The organism is Planktothricoides raciborskii GIHE-MW2, assembly GCF_040564635.1.
Lineage (GTDB): Bacteria > Cyanobacteriota > Cyanobacteriia > Cyanobacteriales > Laspinemataceae > Planktothricoides > Planktothricoides raciborskii.
In genome coordinates this window covers 2,715,001-2,737,746 of sequence record NZ_CP159837.1, presented here as the reverse complement: position 1 = coordinate 2,737,746, position 22,746 = coordinate 2,715,001, and the positions used below count along the sequence as shown (strand labels likewise).

The window sequence follows — 22,746 nt, the reverse complement described above, 5'->3', positions numbered from 1 at the left end:
ATAATCATAGATCGCCCTATCCGCTGCCAGATGTTTTCACCACAGAGACACAGAGAGACACAGAGGCGATCGCTTCACTATCCCTGCCTACAAAGCCAGGGATTTTATCAGATATCTCACGACCAAGAAACGCTCGCACAGGAGAACACAACACGGAACCCATATTCCTGGAAATCTATCCTATAATGTGGACCTAAGCAATACCGAGAAACCGAAGCGCACGATAACGGATTGCTATTCCAGGCACCGCCTCGCATCATGTAACTCTGATTCCCTGATATCCAAGCACTGCCATCAGTGGGCCCACCCTCATAGTCAGGATGGTGAGAGTCAGCGCACCATTCCCAGACATTACCGTGCATATCGTATAGTCCAAAAGCATTCGGAGGAAAACTGCCGACATCGGTGGTTTCTTTTCCGCTATAGTTGGCTAAATGCGTTGTAATCGTGTCGCCAAAATAAAACTGGGTCGTAGTTCCAGCCCGACAAGCATATTCCCACTCTGCTTCCGAAGGCAAACGATAGTATCTTCCAGTCATTTGCGATAACTTATGGCAAAATTCCCTCGCCTGATGCCAGGGGGCTTGTTCTACCGGACGATTTGCCCCTTTAAATTTTGACGAGTTATTTCCTATCAATGCTTTCCACTGGGTTTGGGTGACGGGATATTTGCCCATGAAAAAAGAGGGTACTGTCACCCGATGTGGTGGTATTGTTCGATTTTTTGATGTTGGTTTGTCGTATGAACCCATGATAAATTCACCCCCAGGGATATAAACCATGTCCAAGGTGACGCCACTATTACCCAGTTTTTCGGTGAAATATTGGGCTTGGTGGTTTTGACGGCTGATGATTTCTCCTTCAGGGTTGACCTGCACTACTTCAAAGGAAAATGTTTCTAAAGGCAGGTCAAGGTTCAGACTGGGGGATGAAACGAAAGGCGAACACGAGGTCACGGAGGGCGAACACGGGGATATCGCCCCTACAGATGACTGCTGAGATGTAGGATTTGCTGAGAAACCGGGTAATTGAGATTCGATCGCTTCTAATCGTTGTTCTAACTCAGAAAACTTTGCCGCCACACCAGGGGGAATAGACTCGGATAATGGGGCTGAGAATTGCGATTGATTTTCGATTAATTGTAACTGCTCAATTTCTTTAACTCTTTGATCTAACTCGTCGTCAGTCCGAGCAATTTTAACTTGGGTCTGGGCAATTTGGGCTTGAAACTGTTTCCATAATTCCCTAGCCCAAGCGATGCGCTGTTGTTCCTTGGAAATCAAGGTGTGAGGAATTTCGACTAGACTGAGAGGATAGGGCGAGATATCGTAGCCGCAAGTAGGACAAACCTTTTGCGTTTCTTCAATATTAGTTGTTTGGCAGATCGGACAATCCATTGCTTGATGCTGATGACAGAAATATCTATTTTACCGCGATCGCCCAGGGGACAAGAAACCGGGTTTCTAGCAATATGCTGGCTTGATGACCGAGGTTTACTCAAGAAACCCGGTTTCTAACGAAGATCGCGATCGCCTCACTACCGTTGCCTATTTTAATTTCAAATAGCGATCGCCCAGGGGACAAGAAACCGGGTTTCTAGCAATATGCTGGCTTGATCACCGAGGTTTACTCAAGAAACCCGGTTTCTAACGAAGATCGCGATCGCCCAGGGGACAAGAAACCGGGTTTCTAGCAATATGCTGGCTTGATGACCGAGGTTTACTCAAGAAACCCGGTTTCTAACGAAGATCGCGATCGCCCAGGGGACAAGAAACCGGGTTTCTAGCAAGATGCTGGCTTGATCACCGAGGTTTACTCAAGAAACCCGGTTTCTAACGAAGATCGCGATCGCCCAGGGGACAAGAAACCGGGTTTCTAGCAATATGCTGGCTTGATCACCGAGGTTTACTCAAGAAACCCGGTTTCTAACCTCGATCACGATCGCCTCACTACCGTTGCCTATTTTAATTTCAAATAGCGATCGCCTCCGGGACGCTGCCCCCATCCGTTGCCTATTTTAATTGGAGAAAATTTGCCCTCACCCCCAACCGACGCCTGCCACCGCGAAGGCGGGGGCGGCTCATGCATGGGATAGGAAAGCATAATATTTCATAAATTATTTAGGATAGCTATAGGACTCAACTATAAGGAGAAAATACTCGCTTAAGACATTATTTGGCTCGCCTTCACAGAAAAAATGTTGTTTAAAATCATTGGAAATGTTAAAACTTTATCTCCGGCTGGTTATTGATTGTTATTGATTATTTAAAACACAAAACTTTCCCCCTTCCTGATTAAATCATACGGTGCCTGTGCAAAGCCAAAACTAGCGGCGACTTTGGATGAAGCGATGCCGCCGCTGCCGTCCCTAAAGATTGGTGAAATCAGCCGCAATCAAGTGCTAGTTTTGGGCGGAAATAATTTTCCAGGCATTTCCAGGCATTTTTCACCGAGGCTACAATAATCCGCGATAACGCACAAAAATCAAGACCGCAGCCCAAGACCCCAACGCCACTTTGAGGGCGACGATGATATTGAGTAAGGGAATTGCTCCACCACTGACCAAAGCACCTAATTCTCCGTGGGGTAGTTGTACTCCTGATAAAGTAATGACCGACAAGACAATAAAAATCAAAACCGAAATTTTTTCCCAAAAAGCGGCTTTCCAACGCTTATAGATTTTTTGCATCAATTCGGGGGACGAGGTAATGGCAATCAACCCGATCGCCGTTCCTCCGGCCACTCCCGCAGCAAAACCACCCCCCGGACTCAGGTGGCCGCGAATGGCCAGTTCAATGCCGACGAACGCGCAAATGGTGGCACCCAGACGGGCTAAAACAATGGACGGTTGATCGGTGAATTGATTCACGTGACCTAAAGGTTGTTCATTGGCGAGGAGAAAATTAGCACCCATAATCGCGATCGTAAACACGACCACTTCAAAGATGGTGTCATACAGGCGATTCATAAAAATGATCCCAGAAACCGCATTCGGTACGCCGGTATCTTTAACCACCACTTCCACAATGGACAAATCAGAAATCTCCGACCAATTAGGAGAAGGATTGTCGATCAACAGCATTTTGACAAAAAGTGCGATCCCTGCGGCAATATAAAGCCATTTCATTAATGTTTTTCCCCTGATTCTGCTGGATTAATATAGGTTAAAAGTGTTGTTGGTGAAACCAGTTTAGTTTGGATGATTTCATACAGCCGTTGCAGTCGGATGGTGGTTTGATAGACTGGTGTTTCCGCTGCATTTGTACTTTTTGCTTGATCTGCTTTTGGGTCTAGTTTTCCTTCTACTTTGGCTTCTACTTTTGCCTCTGCTTTGGCTTCTACTTTGGCTTCTAATCGTTGAACACAGGTGGCATGAATTTCTTTTTCTATCAGTGCCCGATGTAAGTCTTCTGGATCCTGATAAGGGACGAGTTCCACACGCATATAATGTTGGCGAAAAATTGCCCGAAATTCTTCAATTAGTTTGGCCAAAGAGTCCTGCCCGTTGGCTAATTCATCTTGAAGCACCCCCAAACGCATTACCAGAGAAGAACGCACGGCCACCGCATAAAGAGTAACTGCCAACATTGTTCCCACTAAAGCTTCAGTCAAAGCCACATCTGCTGCCCCAAACATGGCATAAACTAAAGCGGATACTCCACCTAATATGCCGCGAACCACCAGAGCATGATAGGGATTGACTTGAAACACTACCATGCAACCAGTCAAAGGCATCAAAGCAGTAATTAGATAGATATAAGTTTCATGCTCCATAATCGTCACCCTTTGTATTTTGACCCTTTGTATTTTGACCCTTTGTATTTTGACCCTTTGTATTTTGACCCTTTGTATTTTGACCCGCTATATTTTTACCCTCGATCATCTTCTCCTGTAGTAGGTGCTGGATGGTTATCGGAGGAACAGTAGGCCAAAACATATCCCAGTACCGTATTCCAAATTGCCAAAGAAATTAGGGCTAGGAGTAGTAAAGGCCATTCGCTGGGGATTTTCAGTAGTAGTCCGACCACAATAGCCATAGATCCGAGGGTATCGGCGATGGAAAGACTATGGAGTTTGAACAATACGGAGCGATCGCCGATTAGGGGAAAAGTCCCCCAAAACCAAAAGAAGACTCCCAAACCAATCAAGCCATAACTAATCAGGTCAAGCATGGTTCAACTTTTTATCGCTTATCGATTTAATCTTGAATCAATTAAAACATCATTCATGCGTTTGAGCAGTTGAGCCAGCAGCATCAACCCGGCATTACCCACACTCAGAATGATCACCCCGGCCACACCAATCATCCAATCATTCTGCAACACCGATATGACTAAGATGATAATGGAAGTCTTGGTGGCACTACTGGCAAATGCCAGCATTTTTTGCCAGATATTATGATCTTGACAAGCTTCATAGATCGGGATGAGCAGAGCTAAAATCATTAGCAAAAGTAGCAGGTCGATCATTTTGGCCTCCGTCGCACCCAATGCACTTCATACCAGCCATTTTGGTGATATTTCAAAACAATAGTTTTCGGGGTAAAGGTAATTAAAAAGATATCTAGGAAGATCAGACCGGGAGTTCGGTTTGGTTTGACTTGTTCCATTGTCATATCTTCGTACTTATGGGGGCGGAGGATCATTTCAAATGCCTCCATATAAGCCTGGGGAATGGCTCGCAATGTCTCCCCAAGAGCCCGCAGCCAATCTCCCAAGGGGGCTGGGTGTAAGTGCGTGCGTGGTAACAGCAGGGCGAGCGCGACACCAATAATGATATTGGCGGAACTGAGATCGGCGGTGAGCAAAAACCAAATAGTCAGTCGCAAGATGATATCGAGATATCCAATCATGGCATTACCACTCCCAAAACCATCCAAAACAGAGCGATTAACATCAGACTCATTACTCCGGCTAAATGCTCTAATTGCTCCAGAGTCCGAGGCAGTTTGAGCGCGACTCGTTTAAATAGGATTAAATAGGCCGCCCAGCCAATGCCGACCGTGACTAAGGATTTGCCCATATTGGCCAAGGTGTAAGCTTTGTATTCAAAACCATTGCCTAAAATTAGTCCGCCAATCAGAATGAGCATGGCGAACCAGAATCCTAGGGGGATTTCCGATTCTTGCTTTGATTTGAGATTCCCGGCTTTCGGATCCTCGGCTTTGTGCAAAAGTTGGGGAGCGATCGGGCCTGTATCTGTCACCAGTTGTCTTTGGTGGGGCAGAAATATGAACTTAGCAAAGTAGATCGCCGTGCCTACGGCGGCCACATTCATGGGGATCTCCTGCCAAGGCAACAGATTTTTCATGGCTACCACTTTCGCCCCAAAGCCGGCTAACAGGGGAAAACCGGAGATGGAAAGACCGGCGATCGCCAGGGGCACCCAGAGTGCTGGTGAAATCCCTTGATTTTGGAGTTCTGAGAATTTGCGGCTGGGTAATTTACCGGCGATCAAGAACAAGCTGGATTTGACCAGACCGTGACTCAGCACATAAAAACCACTGGCAAAGGGCGCCGCCAGGATAAAACCTAGTTGGGAAATGGTGCTAAATGCCAGAGTCCGCTTGGTATCTTTCTCAAATAGGGCGTAGATGACGCCTAAAATTGCGCTGCCCACCCCAAATATTCTAATGAGCGGATCGATTTCTGGCATCATCAGGGCAAAACGCACTAGGGGATAGACCCCGGCTTTGACGACTACGGCGGACAGTAAGGCAGAAACGGGGCTTTCCGCTTCGGAGTGGGTTAAAGGCAGCCATAGTCCCAGGATAAATACTCCCGCTTTTGCCAGGATTGCCATTAAGATCAGGGCGATCGCTTCTGGGGGCGACCCACGTAACCCGGTAAAGGCAAAAGAATGATGGGCTTGATAGACCAGGGCTACTCCCACCAGATAAAACAGCATCGCGGTGTTGCCGATAAACAGATAGCGCAAAGCTACCCAAATGGAGCGATCGGTGCGAGCATAGGCAACCAAAAGACAAGAGGCAATACCGATTACCTCTAAAGCCACATATAAACTAATGAAATCGTTACAGATAAATGTGGCATTGACGCTGCCATGCAAAACAATCGCTTGGCTATAAAAAAAAGCGCTTTTATTCTGCTGCCAACAGTAGCAAACCACTGCCGCTGTCACCAGCCCATTGGTCAAAATAAAATAGCCGCTTAATTCATCAACTAATAATGTGACCCCGAAATTATCCAGTAATTGCGGAGCCAATGACAACTTGGTCAAAAGTAAGTAAAACCCGTAGGCGCTAGAAAAAATCGCGACTCCTAGGGCGAGGTATCGGTCAAATTTGGGGAGCAAATAAATGCTAAACCCCATAAACAACGGAAGGGCGAACGATGCCAGCGCGATGGTAGTCATGGGGTATTATTTCTCTCGATTTCGTTGCTTTCCAAGGTGGGGTTATTTTTAGCCAGCTTCATCACGCCGACCAGCATTAACGCTTGAATCGAAAAGCCGATCACAATCCCAGTTAATATCACCGCTTGCAGCACTGGATCGGCGTAAGTCCCATTATTTTTGGCATTACCAATAATGGGTGTCACCAAGCCGTCTCGCGATGCCATCAGCACATAATAACCAATCACTCCGGTACTCATCACATCCATTGAGACGATCTTCATCATCAGGTTCTTTTTCAGGATGATCCCGAAAAAACCGCACATCACTGTTGCAAACGTGAATGCCTCTAATACGATCATTGTCTGGGAAGTAAGGGGTTGAGCTTAATTATATTTTATACTACCAATTAGTCAATCAAAAAAAAAATTTTTTTTTTTGATGATAATAATTATTTAGCCTTATGGTTTTATTTTTCAATTAAATTTAATTAATTGTACTCGATGACTTTGTGGCTGTTTTTTAATATTCAAATATCTTGGCTGATTTGATAAATACTTTAAATTTATATTCCGTCTTTATCTCTTTATTTCCGCCAGATCACCTTAGATAAATTGAGTTTTTGTTATTCAATCAAAATTGATAAAAAATATTTTTCAAAATTTTTTACAAATTTAATCATATTTAAAATATTAATTTACATAAATGCCTAGAGCATATCCTCGCTAATCAAAATAAATTATAAATTCGGAATTTCTGCATCAATTTGCCACGGACTAAGCCGCTCATGCGATATTTTGGATTAAATCCAATGGTCAGTTAAGTTATGCCAATGAAGCCGCTAGTCTTTTGCTGGTTTATCGCAAAGAAGAACTGCTGGATTTAACAATTTACGAGATCGATCCGGGATTTTCCCCGCAGATTTAGTCCCAACATTGGCAAGCGTTTAAGCAATCTCATCGGTTAACTTTTGAATCCACCTATCATACTAATCAGGGTACGACTATCTTTGTCGAAGTTATAGTCAATTACCTGGCATTTCAAAGGGATAAATATTATTGTGCATTTGTCCGGGATATCAGCGATCGCAAACAAGCGGCGCAAGCTTTACAAGAGACCAATGAGCAACTTCACGCCGTGTTAGATGCTGTCCCTGGATTAGTTTCTTGGGTGAATGCGGATTTGCGTTATCTTGGGGTGAATCAGCACTTAGCCAACGCTTTTAATTTCCCATCACACAGTTTTATCGGACAAGAAATTGGCTTTATGGAAAATAGCACTAAGTTTTATGACTTAGTGCAAAAATTCTTTGCCACATCCCACATCTGAATCAACTATCTCTACAGAGGTGAATATTTCTTTTGCTCAAGGTTATCGCAATTATTTGATTGTGGGGCAAAAATATCATCAAGGACAAAAAGCCGTGTTTGTGGGTTTGGATATTAGCGATCGCAAACTTATGGAAGCTGAACTGCGTCACTCGGAAGAACAAACTAGGCAGCAAGCGATCGAACTAGAAAAAACCCTAGAAGAACTGCACCGAACCCAAACTCAATTAATTTATACGGAAAAAATGTTTTCTTTAGAGCAAGTCGTCGCTGGACTAGCCCATGAAATGAATAACTCTATCAGCTTTATTTATGGTAATATCGGCTATGCTCGCCAATATTTCGAGGATATCATAGAATTGGTTAAAATTTACCAAAAAAAGACGAGTCTCTCGGATCCCGATCTTCAAGAAATGTTAGAATAAATTGACTTTTATTTTATTACTCAAGACTTTGCCAATATTTTATCGTTTATGCAATTAGGGGCTGACCGAATTCGTCAAGTTGTGCTTTCCCTGAGAACATTTTCCCAAGTAGATCAGTCTCAGAAAAAAGCCTTTGATATTCAAGAAGGAATCGATAGCACCTTACTGCTGTTGCAAAATCGCTTGCAAGCCAAAGCTGGACGACCGGGGATTAAAGCTATTAAAGAATATGGAGATTTTCCCCCCATTGAATGCTATGCTGGACAAGTGAATCAAGTATTTATTAACCTCTTACATAATTCCATTGATGCCCTAGAGCAAAAATACCGCAAAAACCCAGATAAAACTACTTTATACGATAGTATCATTAGAGTGTAAACTGAAATCTTATTTGAGGAAAATTTACCCCAGATAGCCGAAACGGGTGCCTTGGGTCACGGTTATTTAGCCCCGATCGCCCCTAAGTCTAACCTCAACAAATTTGCTCTGATTCTTATTTATGATAATGGCTTGGGCATGAGCGAACAAGTCTAAAGCCATTATGAACCGGGCTTTAGCACTAAACCGAAAGGCAAAGGCACCGGGTTGGGATTAAAAATTAATCGGCAGATTATTGTGGATAAACATAAAGGAGATTTAACTTGTTATTCAAAAAAAGATCAAGAAAGGGATTAAAATCCCTTTTAAACAAAAATAAACGGTGATTTTTAATCCGTGAAAGGGTTGATTTTACCCCCAGGGCTAACATCCCTTTTCATTTTTTGCTATTAAGTCAAAAAACACAGAAAATATGCTAAATAATCGATTATTATCACAATTTTTATCACCAGCTTGGTTAGAAGTATCTAACTGGAAATTTGCGATCGCAAATTTAGCCCTTGTTAGTGGCATTTTTTTCGCGATCGCTCCAGGCAGTTTAGGCCACACAGAATCAGTAGTATTTGCCGATATTCCAGGTAAGCTTGAAGAAACAAAACCCATAAAAATTGCCGCTGGCCATGATTCCCACACGATGGAAGAACTCCTAGATGAAAGAGATTTTATTCATGCGGTTCAAACAATTGAGCAACAGTGGTTGAATGAATATGTCAATTATTTTCAAAAGGAATTACCAGAGATTTCTCTGAACGCTGATGAAATAGCGGATACTCTGGCGGTGCGGGGAGAGCAAACTGGCCAAATTCCCGCCCTAATTTATTTGTTGCCAACCGCCAATCAACTGGAGATTTTGTTAGTATTGCCGAATCTTCAAGTGATTCGGCAAAGTATCCCAGAAGCGCAAAAAGAATTGCTGGTTAATACAGCTAATCAGCTACGGTCAGAAATTACTAATCCGATTAGAAGAAATAGCCGGACTTATTTAGCATCAGCCCAACAACTTTATCAATGGATAATTGCTCCTGTGGAGTTAGAATTACAAGCACAAGGGATTAATACTTTGGTATTTTGTGTGGGGGCAGGTTTGCGGACTCTTCCTTGGGCGGTTTTGCATGATGGGCAGCAGTTTTTAGTGGAAAAATATAGTCTGGGATTGATTCCGGCGTTTAATTTAACGGAAACCGTTTATGAAGATATTAAAGATTCCCCAGTGATGGCAATGGGGGCTTCAGAATTTGCAGATTTATCCCCGTTGCCAGCGGTGCCATTAGAGTTACAGCAGATTTCCCAAAATTTATGGTTTGGGGAGTATTTTTTAAACGAAGAGTTCACGATCGCGAATTTGCGATCGCAGCATCAAAGCAACCAATTTCCCATTATTCACTTGGCTACTCATGCGGAATTTTTACCGGGAGATCCGAGTAATTCTTATATTAAATTTTGGCAGGATAAATTGACCTTAGATCAAATGGCAGAACTCCAGTTAAATCAGCCTCCGGTAGAGTTATTAGTCCTGAGTGCTTGCCAGACGGCGATCGGGGATGAGGATGTGGAATTAGGCTTTGCGGGTTTAGCGGTGAATAGTGGGGTAAAATCAGCGTTAGCCAGTCTTTGGTATGTCAGCGATATTGGCACTTTAGCTTTGATGACTGAGTTTTATCAGTCTTTACAAACAGCCCCAATTAAAGCCGAAGCATTGCGAGCAGCGCAAATCGCCATGTTGCAGGGAAAAGTTTATATTGAAAACGGAGAACTGCGTGGGACAAATTCTCGCATTGTCCTGCCACCAGAGTTAAAGAATTTGCGCCCAGAACATTTATCCCATCCCTATTTTTGGTCTGCTTTTATCATGGTTGGCAATCCCTGGTAATGTCCCTGGTAATTGGGGGCAATTCTTGATTTTCTTGATTTGATTTTCTTGATTTTTCTTGATTATTGATAGTTTTCGCCCGTGGTTGGAGGAAGTTCTATCACCCCAGCGATAAGTTTCCCACAAGGGTCATCCCCTTCCCAGTTGCGCGATCGCCAAGGCATCCTTGCCATTGACTGCCAAACAAGCTCACAAAACAAAAAAATTGGGTTAGCGGATAGTGGCAACCATGCGCGAAGCAATCCTCAATGCGGGAGTAATTTCAATCCACAACCCTGGCAATATTTTGCCGTTACTGGGTTCTGGGGTTTCTGAGAATTAAGACAGTAGTAGGGGCAGTGTCCCCGTGCCTGCCCCTGAATTTACTCCCCCGTGCCTGCCCCTGAATTTACCGGATTAAATGTTATTATTTCTTAATAATTAGTTATTTTGGCAAAAGATTATGGTTCATCGAGGGGTTTGGGCTGGTCTGGTGGCGATCGCATTCGGTACAGGTGGAATAGCGGTCGGGGTAGAGTTGCCGCAACGAAAGGGGATCGAAGAGGCTGAAGCGTTGGCGACTCAAGCAGAGAAACTAGAAACCCTTTCCGATCTGAACAGTCTCACCACGGCTTCTGATTCCCTGAAAGCTGCGATTAACCGAGACGATGATGACGATGATAATTTCCATCGGCGGAAAACACTGCGAATCCGCCCCAATATTACTATTAATTATCACACCGAAACCAAAACCGAAACCAAAACGGAAACCAACAATCCTCCCGTCCCGCGAAAATCACTCGTCCTCGTAGTTCTGTAGTGCGGAGAAGTCGGAGCAAAAGATAATATTTACACCAATTCTCACTGAAATATTACACCATTCTCAACAAGTCTCTGTGTAACCCCGCTATGAGGCGGGGATTTTAATCCCCGCCTCATAGCGCAAGTCGGTTAAAACCGACTAGGAACTGTAAATGGTATAAAAACCAATCTAAAAACCGCTGTAATTACCCGAAATATTGCGCCCTTATATCTTTCGATTTATCTGAAAAATGCTAAAAAAAATCTTTAAATCTTGCCAAAAAACATAGAGACGCGATATATCGCGTCTCTACATATCCCCCCTGCCCCTCTGCCGACGGCGGGCTCCTCTGCTCCCCTGCCCCTCTGCGGCAGCTTTACCCTGGAGTCTTCTGTGATTCGGGGCGTTCTTCCGCTATAATTGCGCCGTCTACGGGGCAGACTTGTAAACAAATGCCACAGTCAATACAAGTGGCAAAATCAATCCAATACCAGTCAGTTCCTTTGCTATTTTTTCCCGGTCCTTCGTGAATACAGGCAACGGGACAAGCATCAACACAATCGGCAATTCCTTCGCAAGTATTAGTAACAATCGTATGTGGCATTGTGTTTCCTCTCGTGAAACTTTCTAATAATGAGTAGTAGCAAGTATTCTTAGGTTGGGTTTTGTTCCTCAACCCAACCTACAGTTTTAGCTACAGTTTTAGCTACAAATTAAACCGGATTTTGTGTTATACCGTTTCCAGTTCTGCGGTGGAGTCAGGACTGACCCAGGCAATTTGACGGATCTGGCGACTCCGGGCATAGTCACGCACGGTTTCCTCGGTTTGTCCAGCTTCCAGGTTCATCTCCACCCGGACAACTTGACCGTTTTCGCCGCTTTGCCGCAAGGTTTGGGCGAAGGTAAAAGCCGCTGCTTGGGCTTGAGGCACTTTGGGCGCCACCAGATATTGCGTCGGGGGTGTTTGTTGCGGTAGTTGACCTGTAGACCGCAAGACTCGGTGCAGTCCTTCAATATTGAAACAAAATCCAATCCCCGGAATCATTGTCCCTTCTGGGTGATAGAGGCTTAAGAGTTGGTCGTAGCGACCCCCTTGCCCTAAGATTTGTTGTCCACTGGGGGTATTGTTGACCACTTCAAAAATAATCCCCGTGTAATAGTCAAAGGGTCGAATTAAGCTTAAATCCAGAATTAACGCATCCGTTCCTGGGGCGCTGGTTTGGTTACAGCTAGAAGATTCTTTGAGCAAATCCACCAAGGATTTCAAGTTTTCCAGGCTGGTTTGTTGGGCAGGATCGAGGGGTAAACTGGCCACTTTTTGCAGCACATCTTCCGGTTTGCCCCGCAGATCGAACAGCAATAACGCCCGTTCTCGCTGTTCTGAGGACATGGGCAGGGTTTCCAAGGTTAAGCGATCTAAATGGGCGATCGCCTCGCGAATTTTGCGGCGCAAGGGCTCGGGAAACGGTGACAACAATGAGGCAGTTAAACCCGCTTCACCTAAAATAATTTGCCACTGGTTTAAGCCCAAACTGTGCAAAGAATTAAACAGAAGTAATAATATCTCCGCATCCGCCAGTAATCCCCCGGCGCCGAGTAATTCCACCCCCGCTTGAAAGAACTCTTGCTGTCCCCCGTGACCGACTTCGGGCGATCGCCGAAATACGTTGCCATTGTAATAAAGCCGCAGGGGATAGCTGCTTTCGGCCATGCGAGTCACCGCTGCCCGGGCGATCGAAGCGGTCAACTCTGGACGTAAACCCAAAGGGATATCATCTTCCCGGTCTTCTAATTGAATCACCGTTGACTGCTGAATCGTACCCCCAGCCATCAGCGTATCCAAGCGTTCCACCGTCGAAGTAATAATCCGGTGATAGCCCCATTGTTGAAACACAGGTCTCAATCTTTTTTCAATCCAACGTTTTTGCGCCACATCTAGAGGCAGTAGATCCCGCGCACCGCTGGGTGGTTGATGTATCATTATTTTTTCTTCCCAAAAAGACCAAATAATCCGCCACCGGAATTATCTTGTTTACCGGCTTTATCCTTTGATTTACCGCTGCTTTGATCCGCTGGTTTTTCTAGTTCTTTTTTAGCTTTTAAAGCCACTGGTTCTTGAGGATTTAATTTCAAAGCTTGGCCAATGTGAACTTTAGCCATACTTGCCTGATTTTGCTTCAAATAAACCATGCCTAATAAAGCATGACATTTACTGTTTTTTGGTTCAAGTTTGATGGCTTCTTTTAATTGTACCACCGCCTCAGTGAAATTCTCCAATTTCATAAATTCTCCAGCGCGATCGTACAATTTATCAATTTTTGAAGCACTTTTTGCCACACTAGGTGCCGCTGGTTTTTTCTCCTCCACTGGAGTGACTGCCGCTGCGGTCGGAGTGACTGTCGGTGTGGTCGGAGTCGCAGCCTTTGGCGCCGGTTTAGCCGCCAGTGGCGATCCGGTTAAAGATTGACCGCTACTTTGTTTTCTCAGCAGATAGACTAAATTTAACTCGCTAATTTGACCAATCATTTCCAGGGTTTTGCTAAAAGATTCATATTCTTGATTAGCGAGTTCTTCTAAGGCTTTTTTATAGTCTTCGTCAAAATTTTGTGACGTTAATAATTTTTTAGCAGATTCACTATTGATTTTAAGTTGATCCTTTTCTTGAACCAGGCGTTTAGCCATCGTTTTCAGAATCACCGTATATTCAGCGCGATCGCGATCTTTGGTCAACTGGTTATAAGCGGGACTCACCAACTTAGCCAGTAAATCACTGGCTAACTTTTGGTCTTCGGGAGTCTCGGCTTTACAACTATCTGGATGAAGGCGTCGGGCTATTTGCATATAGCGTTTACGAATTGGATTGGGCTGTGCATCCACCGGAACGCCCAAAACGGCATAGTGATCGGTAAAATCAAATTGAAATAAGCCCTGGGTAATTTTAAAAGACATCGTTAGATATTCCTGTTTTTACTAACTTTCTTTGGCTCACTTCTAGTTTACTTCTTTGGTTCACGAAGTCCCAGTGATGGATGCTTCTCGTTGCTGCCGCACCTGCTCCAACTCCTGACTCATCCTCTCATGGATCAAACCATTACTGGCGAGAATTCGGCCTGTATAAATCTGTAAATCACCCCCATCATAAGCCGTAACTTTTCCCCCAGCTTCTTGTACCAGAACCACCCCAGCGGTCAGATCCCAGGGAGACAGTCCCCTTTCCCAGTACCCATCCAAGCGACCGCAAGCCACATGAGCTAAATCAATGGAAGCGGATCCCGACCGTCTTACCCCTTGAGTCAAGTGGGTAAAATGACAAAATTCAGCATAGTTATTATCCGTGGTTTCCCGGCGATCGTAGGCAAACCCCGTCACCAGCAAACTTTTTTCTAACTCGGAGATTTGCGACACTTTAATCGGACGACCGTTGCAAGTAGCCCCCAAGCCTTTAGCAGCACAATACAACTCTTGATGAAATGGATCAAACACTGCCCCCACATGAGGAACACCATTAATTAATAGTCCGATCGACGCCGAAGAGAACGGGTATTGATGAGCATAATTCGTCGTTCCGTCCAAAGGGTCGATCGCCCATAAATATTGGCTGTTGGCATTGCCCAGACTGCCACTTTCCTCTGCCAGAATCCCATGATCCGGCAAGTGACGGCGCAGCACATCTAAAATCACCGCTTCTGAGGCTTGATCCGCTTCCGTGACTAAATCTCCAGAACGGCCTTTTTCTCTAATTTGCTCTAAATTGCCCCAATAAGATTGCAGCACAGTTCCAGCGGCTTGGGCGGCGAGAATCGCCACATCGAGAAAACTTTGTAATTGTTCGCGGGTTGGCTCAGTCATTATTTTCCGTTTAAACGTTTAAGGTTAAAAATTAAAGTTAAAAAAGGTTAATTGCCTATAATTCACAATCCAAATTGCGAAACTCCTGTGGAGTTTGACGCATCGGGTTTTCCCAGTTCCAAATCCCCAACTCCATGATTCTTGCCCATTCCTGAGCATAAGCCAGCCGTTGGGAATATTTGGTATTTGGTTCACGAGGGCTACTGGCTAAAACCAGTCCTTGTTGCACCAGCCACTCATTAATCAACAGTTCCTCTTGCCAAAGATAGCCCAAGTAGCGATCGTAATTGTCTTCCGTCTGCCGATCGAATTCCAGCCAGACCGACTCACCTTCCAGCTTTTCTTGTAGCTGTTTTTTTGCCTCCGCCTCCCAAGGGGCTTGCTGGCACTTTGGCAACCACGCGGGAGCATCAATCCCAATTAACCGCAGTCTTTTCGTCTCATTGTCTCTATAAATTTCCACCGTTTGGCCACTAACGACCCTTTCCACCTTGACTAAAATTTTTTGGCGGTTGGCCGTTGTCGAACAGCCCACGAGGATCGGGGTCATAAGGCAAAATAAAAAAATCTTGATGAATTTCCCCATTCATCTGTCACTTAAATTCGCTAAACGACTTGGCTTCCGGGAAGCTAATCTTCATCTAAAGGTAATCCAGCCCTGACTTTACCCTTACCAAAGTAACGGCCAAATTGCAGTTCATAGACTTCATCCTCGTCTTGGGTTTCCACCACTAAATCAGACCGAGGATAACTGACACATAAAAGCGCATAGCCTTCCTGTCTTAAGTGAGGGGATAAACCCATTGCTTCCGGCTGATAAACTTCCCCAGAAATTATCCGCACGGCGCAACTGGTGCAGGCGCCATTCCGACAGGAAAAAGGTAAATCGGCATTTTGGTCTTCTGCCGTGTGGAGGATGTAGCGATCTTCCGGAACTTCAACGGTGTAATGTTGTCCGGTTTGGCGATAGTGAATTTTGACAGTGTAGGAACGAGTCATGATCAAAAAGGCTGTGTCAAGATTAAATGCAGGCATCACAAGCAAGAACATCCTGCCATTCCAGATTACGACAAATCTGGATCATTGATCTATCAATGTTTTATCGACCTCTACTTCATGTTTTTCACCCCTGGAATCCAGGATGGGGCGATCGCGAAAAAAAAATTTCTCTCAGCCCTTGACAAAATCTGGGTAGGTGCTGCTACAATAGATTTTCGGTAGACAAATTAAATATTCATGTCCCCTGGAGAGGTGGCCGAGCGGTTGAAGGCGCAGCACTGGAAATGCTGTTTAGGGGTAACTCTAACGAGGGTTCGAATCCCTCCCTCTCCGTTTTTTATAATGCTTTATCCTACTTAGCTTTCCCCAATTGCTAGGTAGGATTTTTAATAATGTGTCGCTACGTCCTATCAAATGAGTTTTAGACTGCTACATCAAGAAAAACTGACTCATTTTACAGATGTGGTATAGTGATATTGAGTTAAAACTGAGTAACTCGATATCAGATATACGTTGAGTAAATCCCTATAAGTCTTAGCCTATAAAGGTTGATCAAAAACGGAGAGGGGGGGATTCGAACCCCCGAAGGATGTGACACCTTAATGGATTTCGAGTCCACCGCATTCAACCGCTCTGCCACCTCTCCATATTCCATTATGACTCATTGTACTGCATTTTTGCAAATTCAGAACAAATTTAGAACAAAGAATCTGATCGATCTATATCTTCACTTACTCCAAAGAACCCCTGATCCGGTGTCCACTGCAATGCCCCATCTCTCTCCGTAGAGTAAATTGGAGTATTGACTTCAGTCAATATAGCTGCCGTTTCTTCATCAACATTTTCCGAAGTCGCGATCGCCACCTCTGGTTTTAGGGCTATCAGCAAATCAGCTTTCAGGGGTTGTCCCGACCACCAGAGTACCTGTAAAGGTTTTGCCTCCGGTCTGAGTAACGATTTATTCTGCAACAACTGGCTTTGTTCCGACTGATTTAACTCTTCGAGCCATAACCAAGTTTGATTGCCAATGGTCAATTCTACCACCGCTGGTTGATCCTGGAGTAATTTTACCGATGTCGAACCCGCAGCGGGGAGAATTTTTCCTACGGGTAAAACTTGATAAGAGACATTACGGTCTTGTACCACACTGGTCAAGGTGGCGTTAAGCGTCCCTGGAGAAGCAAAATTTTTTATCTTCACTTGCTGCATAATCAAATACCAGCCACTTCTGGATCCAGGGCTACTGGTAGCAATGCCCCAATCGATTTGATTAATCGCCTGTTGTCGCAAAAACGGTAAAATCGTGTATCGAGCAGTATTTTGATCGCCACTATTAATTAAAGTCACTTTACCTTGATCTTGAATCACTAGGACTGGCTGACCGTTGGTTTGCAAAGCTGTCACTTGAAAAACCGTGGTTTGACGATGCCACACCGGAACGACTAATAAGGCGATCGCAAACAAAAAAGCCCACACCCAGCGGCGCCCTTTATGCCACCAAGGAACCAACCACAAAAAGATAATCAACCCATAAAGAATCAACATTTGCACCAGGGAAAGGGTGCCGGTAGAAATTAAACTTCCCGGTAATTGGCTGAAAAATCGGACAATCAAAATCAGCAGTTCCAGGGGATAGTACAACAGCCATGCCACGGCACTTCCGGCTATTGGCCAAACTGCACCCAAAACCGCACTAATAAAACCACCCATTGTAATCCAAGAAATCAAAAAACTGGTGATGATATTCACCAAAATGCTATAAGTTGATATCTGGGAAAAAACATAAAGCAACAGCGGCAATACCCAAATTGTGGCCGCAATGGGAACCGCAATTAAAGACGCGATCGCTGTTGGCAACCAATCCAACCTTTTCATCACCGCAGGGGATGTCACCAACAAACCCAAAGTCGCCAAAAAACTTAACTGAAAACCTAAATCCCAAATCCACAGCGGATTTATCAGCAGCAAAACAAAAGCCGCCAACAGCAAACAGCCCAAAGAATTCACTCTCCGCTGCATCACCGGCGCCAACAATGCCGCAAACCCCATAAAAGCCGCTCGCCAAACCGAAGCCGACCCCCCGGTTAGACAGACATAAGCAATTAAAACCGTTGTCCCATTCCCTAACTTCAGGCGATCGGAAAAACCGCTGGTCAGAACTTGCACCAAACTCAAAATTATGGCAACGTGAAATCCTGAAGCCGCCAAAACATGGGCCAAACCTACTTGAATAAACTCATCACGAATATCAAATGGTAAATCAACCGCCAACCGGCCCAACACCATTGCACTCACCAAAAGGCCGTGTGGCACTCCCAACCAACGGGTTTGAGACTTGACAATGCGGCGGCGGACTTGCCACAGTCCCCAACTTGGCTGTGGAAACCGGGTTTCTTCCCGCAACCCAGTTTCTGGGGATGCCGTAATATAACGTCCTGCTAACCCAGCAAAACAGCCTTCTTTGGCCAAATAAGCTTTAAAATCAAAAGCCCCCGGATTCGCTGCTGCTTTTGGTTCATATAATTGACCTGTAACTGTTAGCAGTTGTCCCGGATATCGCCCAGTTCCTTGCAATAACGGAACCGTGACATATAACTTGCCGCTGACTTGGCAATCGTATTTCAATAACTTGGTGTCTGGTTCTTCTACAGAAACTTCCTCCGCAACCGAACAGTAGGAGTCCAGGTCAGAGTTTTGCTCATCGTTTTGCTCATCATTAATCTCTTTTTCCGCCACAACGATTTGCAAATGAGTTGGTTTCAGCCACAACCGGACTTTTTCGCTTCGAGTTAAGCTGGGTGTAGCGAGCACTTTGCCGGAGACCGTAGCTAAAGGCGCGGCTACTTGCTCTTGATTTTCTGGATTGACCAGGGATAAAAACTTACTAATATCATCAGGGGCGGGAGTTGGCGTTCGCCATTGCAAATAAAAACTAGCCACCAATCCCATAACTCCTGCCGTTAACCAAATTGCCGGTTTGACATTATTTCTTAAGTTGCGGAACCGAACTGGCAGAGGGAGGGAAACAATAGCAGCGATCGCCACACCCAAACCCAGTACGCCATAACCACCGTAAGGCACTGCGGTCATCAGCAAACCTACGATATAAGCCAAACAAATAACAATTAGACTGACAGAAGTCATCAGGAATTGCTGCTTAATTTATATAGAGATTATATAGAGATTATATAGAGAAATTTAATGTTAATCCCCGTAGGGTAGGCAAAATCTTACCCACCCTACTAATGTTAATCCTCGTAGGGTGGGCAAAACTTTGCCCACCCTACTGTTTATACGGTAGGGGCAGTGTCCCCGATTATCCCGATTATATAGAGAAACCCAACTGTAATCCTAGGACTGCGTGTAAAAACATCACCACCAGCGCCAAACTGCCCAAATAAGCATGAGCCGTCCGCAGTGCTGCTTGATTACCCCCAAACTTAGTCGCAGAAATTAAACCATTCAAGCCTAATAAAATTAGCACCAGTGAACCTGTCCAGAAATGGGGGCTTTCCAAAACATTATGGTGTTGCATCACCAGAGATAATAATCCTCCGGTATAACCTAAAGCCATAAACAGAAACATCAATGGAGCAATCTTGCTGTGATCGCTACGATTTTTAATCGCTGCATCCGGTTCCGTTTGCGTCAATAGGCGCCCACGCCATCCGGTTATCCCAGCAAAAGTTCCCATCACAACCACCACAATGCCCATCATCAAAGGATGTCCCCAGTGGACAATAGGTTCAGGCATTCCCATCGCTCTAAATTGAGAGGCGATCGGTTCTAGCAATTCACTCAGATTCACAGTTTTACCTCCTTCCTAAATTTAGGGTGGGCATGGTTGCCCCGTTGACCCGACCCACGTTATTTCAGTCCTACGTTATTTTATTGCCAAAACTCCTCAATTTCAGGCGGCAGATTTCTCACTGAGCACAGCCACCCCTCCCAAAGGAAAACCCAACTGCTCCCGCTGCTCCAAATACAACTGAGCCACCAGGCGAGCCAAATTGCGAATCCGGGCAATATAACGAGTTCGTTCTGTCACCGAAATCACCCCTCTCGCATCCAACAGATTAAAAGAGTGAGAACACTTCAGCACATAATCCAAACTTGGTAGCACCAGCCCTCGTTTGGTTAACTGTTCTGCTTCCTGCTCATACAAGCCAAACAGCTTAAACAGCAACTCTGGATTAGACGCCTCAAAATTATAAGTACATTGCTCAATCTCCCCTTGCAGGTGAACATCCCCATAACTCACCTGGTCATTCCAGCGGATTTTCGTAAAAGCCTCCACCTCTTGGAGATACATCGTCAACCGTTCCAATCCATAAGTAATCTCAATGCAGACGGGACGGCAATCAATCCCCCCACATTGTTGGAAATAAGTAAACTGGGTAATTTCCATCCCATCCAGCCAAACTTCCCAGCCAACGCCCCAGGCGCCCAAAGTCGGAGATTCCCAGTTATCCTCCACAAACCGAATATCGTGATCGTCAGGATTAATCCCCAAAGCTCTCAGGGAGTCCAAATAAATATCTTGAATATTGTTCGGTGACGGCTTCACCAAAACTTGGTACTGATAATAGTGTTGGTAGCGATTCGGATTTTCCCCATAGCGGCCATCGGTAGGGCGGCGACAAGGCTCCACATAAGCCACCGACCAAGGTTCAGGCCCGATCGCCCGTAAAAATGTATGAGGACTCATAGTACCCGCCCCCTTCTCCGTATCATAAGGCTGGGCAATCAAACAACCGCGATCAGCCCAAAACTGATTTAACGTCGCAATCACTGACTGAAAATTCATCGCGCAACTTTCCTCGATCTAGCAGAATATTTTTATTTTCCTCTAAAAGCTTACCAGACAAGGGTTTTGGGGGATAAAAAAATTTTTTTCAAAAAAATTTGGTCAAAGGGGTTGACAAACCGATTTAGGTTTGTTAGATTAGTAAAGTGCCTGACGGACAAAACAACCCACGGCACCCCGCACCTCGATAACTCAATAGTTTGAAAGCCTATCACATTTTGTTGGATCTCGTCAAGTTAATCCTTTTTTCACGAGTTCCCCTCAAAAATTTTTGAGGTAAAGAACTCACATCAAACCTCTTCAACATGGAGAGTTTGATCCTGGCTCAGGATGAACGCTGGCGGTCTGCTTAACACATGCAAGTCGAACGGAATCCTTCGGGATTTAGTGGCGGACGGGTGAGTAACACGTGAGAATCTGCACTCAGGATGGGGACAACAGCGGGAAACTGCTGCTAATACCCAATGTGCCGAAAGGTAAAAGATTTATCGCCTGAGAATGAGCTCGCGGCCGATTAGTTAGTTGGTGGGGTAATGGCCTACCAAGACGGCGATCGGTAGCTGGTCTGAGAGGATGAGCAGCCACACTGGGACTGAGACACGGCCCAGACTCCTACGGGAGGCAGCAGTGGGGAATTTTCCGCAATGGGCGCAAGCCTGACGGAGCAAGACCGCGTGGGGGAGGAAGGCTCTTGGGTTGTAAACCCCTTTTCTCAGGGAAGAAGTTCTGACGGTACCTGAGGAATCAGCCTCGGCTAACTCCGTGCCAGCAGCCGCGGTAATACGGAGGAGGCAAGCGTTATCCGGAATTATTGGGCGTAAAGCGTCCGTAGGTGGTGGGGCAAGTCGGCGGTTAAAGACTGGGGCTTAACTCCAGAAAGGCCGTGGAAACTGCACCACTAGAGGGCAGTAGGGGTAGAGGGAATTCCCGGTGTAGCGGTGAAATGCGTAGAGATCGGGAAGAACACCAGTGGCGAAAGCGCTCTACTGGACTGCAACTGACACTCAGGGACGAAAGCTAGGGGAGCGAATGGGATTAGATACCCCAGTAGTCCTAGCCGTAAACGATGGATACTAGGTGTTGTCTGTATCGACCCAGACAGTGCCGCAGCTAACGCGATAAGTATCCCGCCTGGGGAGTACGCACGCAAGTGTGAAACTCAAAGGAATTGACGGGGGCCCGCACAAGCGGTGGAGTATGTGGTTTAATTCGATGCAACGCGAAAAACCTTACCAGGGCTTGACATGTCGCGAACCTCGCTGAAAGGTGAGGGTGCCTTCGGGAGCGCGAACACAGGTGGTGCATGGCTGTCGTCAGCTCGTGTCGTGAGATGTTGGGTTAAGTCCCGCAACGAGCGCAACCCTCGTTCTTAGTTGCCATCATTCAGTTGGGCACTCTAGGGAGACTGCCGGTGATAAACCGGAGGAAGGTGGGGATGACGTCAAGTCATCATGCCCCTTACGTCCTGGGCTACACACGTACTACAATGGGTGGGACAAAGGGCAGCGAACTCGCAAGAGCCAGCTAATCCCATAAACCCATCCTCAGTTCAGATTGCTCTCTGCAACTCGAGAGCATGAAGGAGGAATCGCTAGTAATCGCAGGTCAGCATACTGCGGTGAATACGTTCCCGGGCCTTGTACACACCGCCCGTCACACCATGGAAGTTGGCCATGCCCGAAGTCATTACTCTAACCCCTCGGGGAGGAGGATGCCGAAGGCAGGGCTGATGACTGGGGTGAAGTCGTAACAAGGTAGCCGTACCGGAAGGTGTGGCTGGATCACCTCCTTTTTAGGGAGACCTGAGAGATGAATTGAGTCCAAACGCACCAATCATAACTCTCATATCCCAGGTCGTTCGAGGTCAAACAAAAAGGCTTTCAAACTAACATCAGGTCGGGACATGGGCTATTAGCTCAGGTGGTTAGAGCGCACCCCTGATAAGGGTGAGGTCC

General features: G+C 45.5%; 23 protein-coding genes, 3 tRNA genes, 1 rRNA gene and 2 pseudogenes (1 of these 29 only partly in view). 10 read left to right on the top strand and 19 right to left on the bottom strand.

Features of this window, described 5'->3' with window-relative positions; translation table 11 throughout:
• Positions 1 to 116 precede the first annotated feature (116 nt).
• Positions 117 to 1,397 carry an SUMF1/EgtB/PvdO family nonheme iron enzyme gene (locus ABWT76_RS11575; protein ID WP_354636130.1) on the bottom strand — a complete coding sequence of 427 codons (1,281 nt, stop codon included), beginning with the start codon at positions 1,395 to 1,397 and terminating at the stop codon, positions 117 to 119.
• Between the two features lie 751 nt (positions 1,398 to 2,148).
• Between ABWT76_RS11575 and ABWT76_RS30675 the strand changes: the two are divergent.
• A pseudogene (locus tag ABWT76_RS30675) lies at positions 2,149 to 2,261 on the top strand (IS1 family transposase); the annotation flags it as partial.
• Between the two features lie 194 nt (positions 2,262 to 2,455).
• Here ABWT76_RS30675 and ABWT76_RS11570 read toward each other — a convergent pair.
• The 7 genes from ABWT76_RS11570 to ABWT76_RS11540 form a co-directional block, all read right to left on the bottom strand.
• Positions 2,456 to 3,127 (bottom strand): Na(+)/H(+) antiporter subunit B, encoded by a 672-nt coding sequence (locus ABWT76_RS11570; protein ID WP_354636129.1) that lies wholly within the window; start codon positions 3,125 to 3,127, stop codon positions 2,456 to 2,458.
• On the bottom strand, positions 3,127 to 3,774 hold the full coding sequence (locus ABWT76_RS11565) for a DUF4040 domain-containing protein (protein ID WP_054468625.1): 648 nt from the start codon (positions 3,772 to 3,774) through the stop codon (positions 3,127 to 3,129). Before ABWT76_RS11565 ends, ABWT76_RS11570 begins: the two co-directional genes overlap by 1 nt.
• A 95-nt stretch (positions 3,775 to 3,869) precedes the next feature.
• Positions 3,870 to 4,172, bottom strand: coding sequence for a monovalent cation/H(+) antiporter subunit G (locus ABWT76_RS11560; protein WP_054468628.1), 303 nt, complete (start codon positions 4,170 to 4,172; stop codon positions 3,870 to 3,872).
• An 18-nt stretch (positions 4,173 to 4,190) separates the two neighbouring features.
• A complete protein-coding gene (locus ABWT76_RS11555) occupies positions 4,191 to 4,469 on the bottom strand; it encodes a hypothetical protein (protein ID WP_375341524.1) in 279 nt (92 codons plus the stop codon).
• A complete protein-coding gene (locus ABWT76_RS11550) occupies positions 4,466 to 4,852 on the bottom strand; it encodes a Na+/H+ antiporter subunit E (RefSeq protein WP_354636128.1) in 387 nt (128 codons plus the stop codon). Before ABWT76_RS11550 ends, ABWT76_RS11555 begins: the two co-directional genes overlap by 4 nt.
• Positions 4,849 to 6,375, bottom strand: coding sequence for a cation:proton antiporter (locus tag ABWT76_RS11545; protein WP_354636127.1), 1,527 nt, complete (start codon positions 6,373 to 6,375; stop codon positions 4,849 to 4,851). Before ABWT76_RS11545 ends, ABWT76_RS11550 begins: the two co-directional genes overlap by 4 nt.
• Positions 6,372 to 6,716 carry an NADH-quinone oxidoreductase subunit K gene (locus ABWT76_RS11540; RefSeq protein WP_054468634.1) on the bottom strand — a complete coding sequence of 115 codons (345 nt, stop codon included), beginning with the start codon at positions 6,714 to 6,716 and terminating at the stop codon, positions 6,372 to 6,374. The genes ABWT76_RS11545 and ABWT76_RS11540 overlap by 4 nt, the downstream gene beginning before the upstream one ends.
• Before the next feature lie 613 nt (positions 6,717 to 7,329).
• Between ABWT76_RS11540 and ABWT76_RS11535 the strand changes: the two are divergent.
• The 5 genes and pseudogenes from ABWT76_RS11535 to ABWT76_RS11515 form a co-directional block, all read left to right on the top strand.
• A pseudogene (locus tag ABWT76_RS11535) lies at positions 7,330 to 7,452 on the top strand (PAS domain S-box protein); the annotation flags it as partial.
• A gap of 39 nt (positions 7,453 to 7,491) precedes the next feature.
• Complete coding sequence (locus tag ABWT76_RS11530; RefSeq protein WP_054468635.1) at positions 7,492 to 7,683, top strand: hypothetical protein; 192 nt, start codon at positions 7,492 to 7,494, stop codon at positions 7,681 to 7,683.
• Positions 7,664 to 8,107, top strand: coding sequence for a histidine kinase dimerization/phospho-acceptor domain-containing protein (locus tag ABWT76_RS11525; RefSeq protein WP_156331933.1), 444 nt, complete (start codon positions 7,664 to 7,666; stop codon positions 8,105 to 8,107). Before ABWT76_RS11530 ends, ABWT76_RS11525 begins: the two co-directional genes overlap by 20 nt.
• A 48-nt stretch (positions 8,108 to 8,155) precedes the next feature.
• Positions 8,156 to 8,485 (top strand): HAMP domain-containing histidine kinase, encoded by a 330-nt coding sequence (locus ABWT76_RS11520; RefSeq protein ID WP_054468638.1) that lies wholly within the window; start codon positions 8,156 to 8,158, stop codon positions 8,483 to 8,485.
• 412 nt (positions 8,486 to 8,897) lie between these two features.
• A complete protein-coding gene (locus ABWT76_RS11515) occupies positions 8,898 to 10,355 on the top strand; it encodes a CHAT domain-containing protein (protein ID WP_354636126.1) in 1,458 nt (485 codons plus the stop codon).
• 245 nt (positions 10,356 to 10,600) lie between these two features.
• Here the strand turns inward: ABWT76_RS11515 and ABWT76_RS11510 are convergent, their stop codons facing one another.
• Positions 10,601 to 10,717, bottom strand: a complete 117-nt coding sequence (locus ABWT76_RS11510) for a 4-Cys prefix domain-containing protein (RefSeq protein ID WP_354636404.1) — start codon at positions 10,715 to 10,717, stop codon at positions 10,601 to 10,603.
• A gap of 80 nt (positions 10,718 to 10,797) precedes the next feature.
• Between ABWT76_RS11510 and ABWT76_RS11505 the strand changes: the two genes are divergently transcribed.
• Positions 10,798 to 11,154: a hypothetical protein gene (locus ABWT76_RS11505; protein ID WP_054468642.1), complete on the top strand. Its 357-nt coding sequence runs from the start codon at positions 10,798 to 10,800 to the stop codon at positions 11,152 to 11,154.
• 358 nt (positions 11,155 to 11,512) lie between these two features.
• On the opposite strand, the gene ABWT76_RS11500 is transcribed toward ABWT76_RS11505, so the two are convergent.
• The 6 genes from ABWT76_RS11500 to ABWT76_RS11475 form a co-directional block, all read right to left on the bottom strand.
• Entirely contained in the window at positions 11,513 to 11,740 is a 228-nt protein-coding gene (locus ABWT76_RS11500; RefSeq protein ID WP_054468643.1) for a ferredoxin family protein, read from the bottom strand.
• A 126-nt stretch (positions 11,741 to 11,866) separates the two neighbouring features.
• Positions 11,867 to 13,117 carry an ATP phosphoribosyltransferase regulatory subunit gene (locus ABWT76_RS11495; protein ID WP_054468645.1) on the bottom strand — a complete coding sequence of 417 codons (1,251 nt, stop codon included), beginning with the start codon at positions 13,115 to 13,117 and terminating at the stop codon, positions 11,867 to 11,869.
• On the bottom strand, positions 13,117 to 14,085 hold the full coding sequence (locus ABWT76_RS11490; protein ID WP_054468647.1) for a J domain-containing protein: 969 nt from the start codon (positions 14,083 to 14,085) through the stop codon (positions 13,117 to 13,119). Before ABWT76_RS11490 ends, ABWT76_RS11495 begins: the two co-directional genes overlap by 1 nt.
• A gap of 60 nt (positions 14,086 to 14,145) precedes the next feature.
• Positions 14,146 to 14,985, bottom strand: coding sequence for an inositol monophosphatase family protein (locus ABWT76_RS11485; RefSeq protein WP_054468649.1), 840 nt, complete (start codon positions 14,983 to 14,985; stop codon positions 14,146 to 14,148).
• Between the two features lie 55 nt (positions 14,986 to 15,040).
• Positions 15,041 to 15,535 carry a thermonuclease family protein gene (locus ABWT76_RS11480; protein WP_197285348.1) on the bottom strand — a complete coding sequence of 165 codons (495 nt, stop codon included), beginning with the start codon at positions 15,533 to 15,535 and terminating at the stop codon, positions 15,041 to 15,043.
• A gap of 80 nt (positions 15,536 to 15,615) precedes the next feature.
• Positions 15,616 to 15,984 carry a 2Fe-2S iron-sulfur cluster-binding protein gene (locus ABWT76_RS11475; protein ID WP_054468664.1) on the bottom strand — a complete coding sequence of 123 codons (369 nt, stop codon included), beginning with the start codon at positions 15,982 to 15,984 and terminating at the stop codon, positions 15,616 to 15,618.
• Positions 15,985 to 16,230: 246 nt separating this feature from the next.
• Here ABWT76_RS11475 and ABWT76_RS11470 point away from each other — a divergent pair.
• Positions 16,231 to 16,317 (top strand) — tRNA-Ser (locus ABWT76_RS11470).
• Positions 16,318 to 16,543: 226 nt separating this feature from the next.
• On the opposite strand, the gene ABWT76_RS11465 is transcribed toward ABWT76_RS11470, so the two are convergent.
• The 4 genes from ABWT76_RS11465 to glyQ all read right to left on the bottom strand — a co-directional run bounded on the left by ABWT76_RS11465 (position 16,544) and on the right by glyQ (position 20,791).
• A tRNA-Ser gene (locus ABWT76_RS11465) sits at positions 16,544 to 16,630 on the bottom strand.
• Between the two features lie 50 nt (positions 16,631 to 16,680).
• Positions 16,681 to 19,128, bottom strand: a complete 2,448-nt coding sequence (locus tag ABWT76_RS11460; RefSeq protein ID WP_054468653.1) for a ComEC/Rec2 family competence protein — start codon at positions 19,126 to 19,128, stop codon at positions 16,681 to 16,683.
• 181 nt (positions 19,129 to 19,309) lie between these two features.
• Positions 19,310 to 19,744, bottom strand: a complete 435-nt coding sequence (locus ABWT76_RS11455; protein WP_054468666.1) for a DUF4079 domain-containing protein — start codon at positions 19,742 to 19,744, stop codon at positions 19,310 to 19,312.
• Positions 19,745 to 19,894: 150 nt separating this feature from the next.
• Positions 19,895 to 20,791 (bottom strand): glycine--tRNA ligase subunit alpha, encoded by an 897-nt coding sequence (glyQ, locus tag ABWT76_RS11450; RefSeq protein WP_054468655.1) that lies wholly within the window; start codon positions 20,789 to 20,791, stop codon positions 19,895 to 19,897.
• Between the two features lie 302 nt (positions 20,792 to 21,093).
• Between glyQ and ABWT76_RS11445 the strand changes: the two genes are divergently transcribed.
• Together ABWT76_RS11445 and ABWT76_RS11440 are read left to right on the top strand one after the other, a co-directional pair.
• Positions 21,094 to 22,583, top strand: a 16S ribosomal RNA gene (locus tag ABWT76_RS11445).
• A 113-nt stretch (positions 22,584 to 22,696) separates the two neighbouring features.
• Positions 22,697 to 22,746, top strand: a tRNA-Ile gene (locus tag ABWT76_RS11440); it runs 24 nt beyond the window's last position.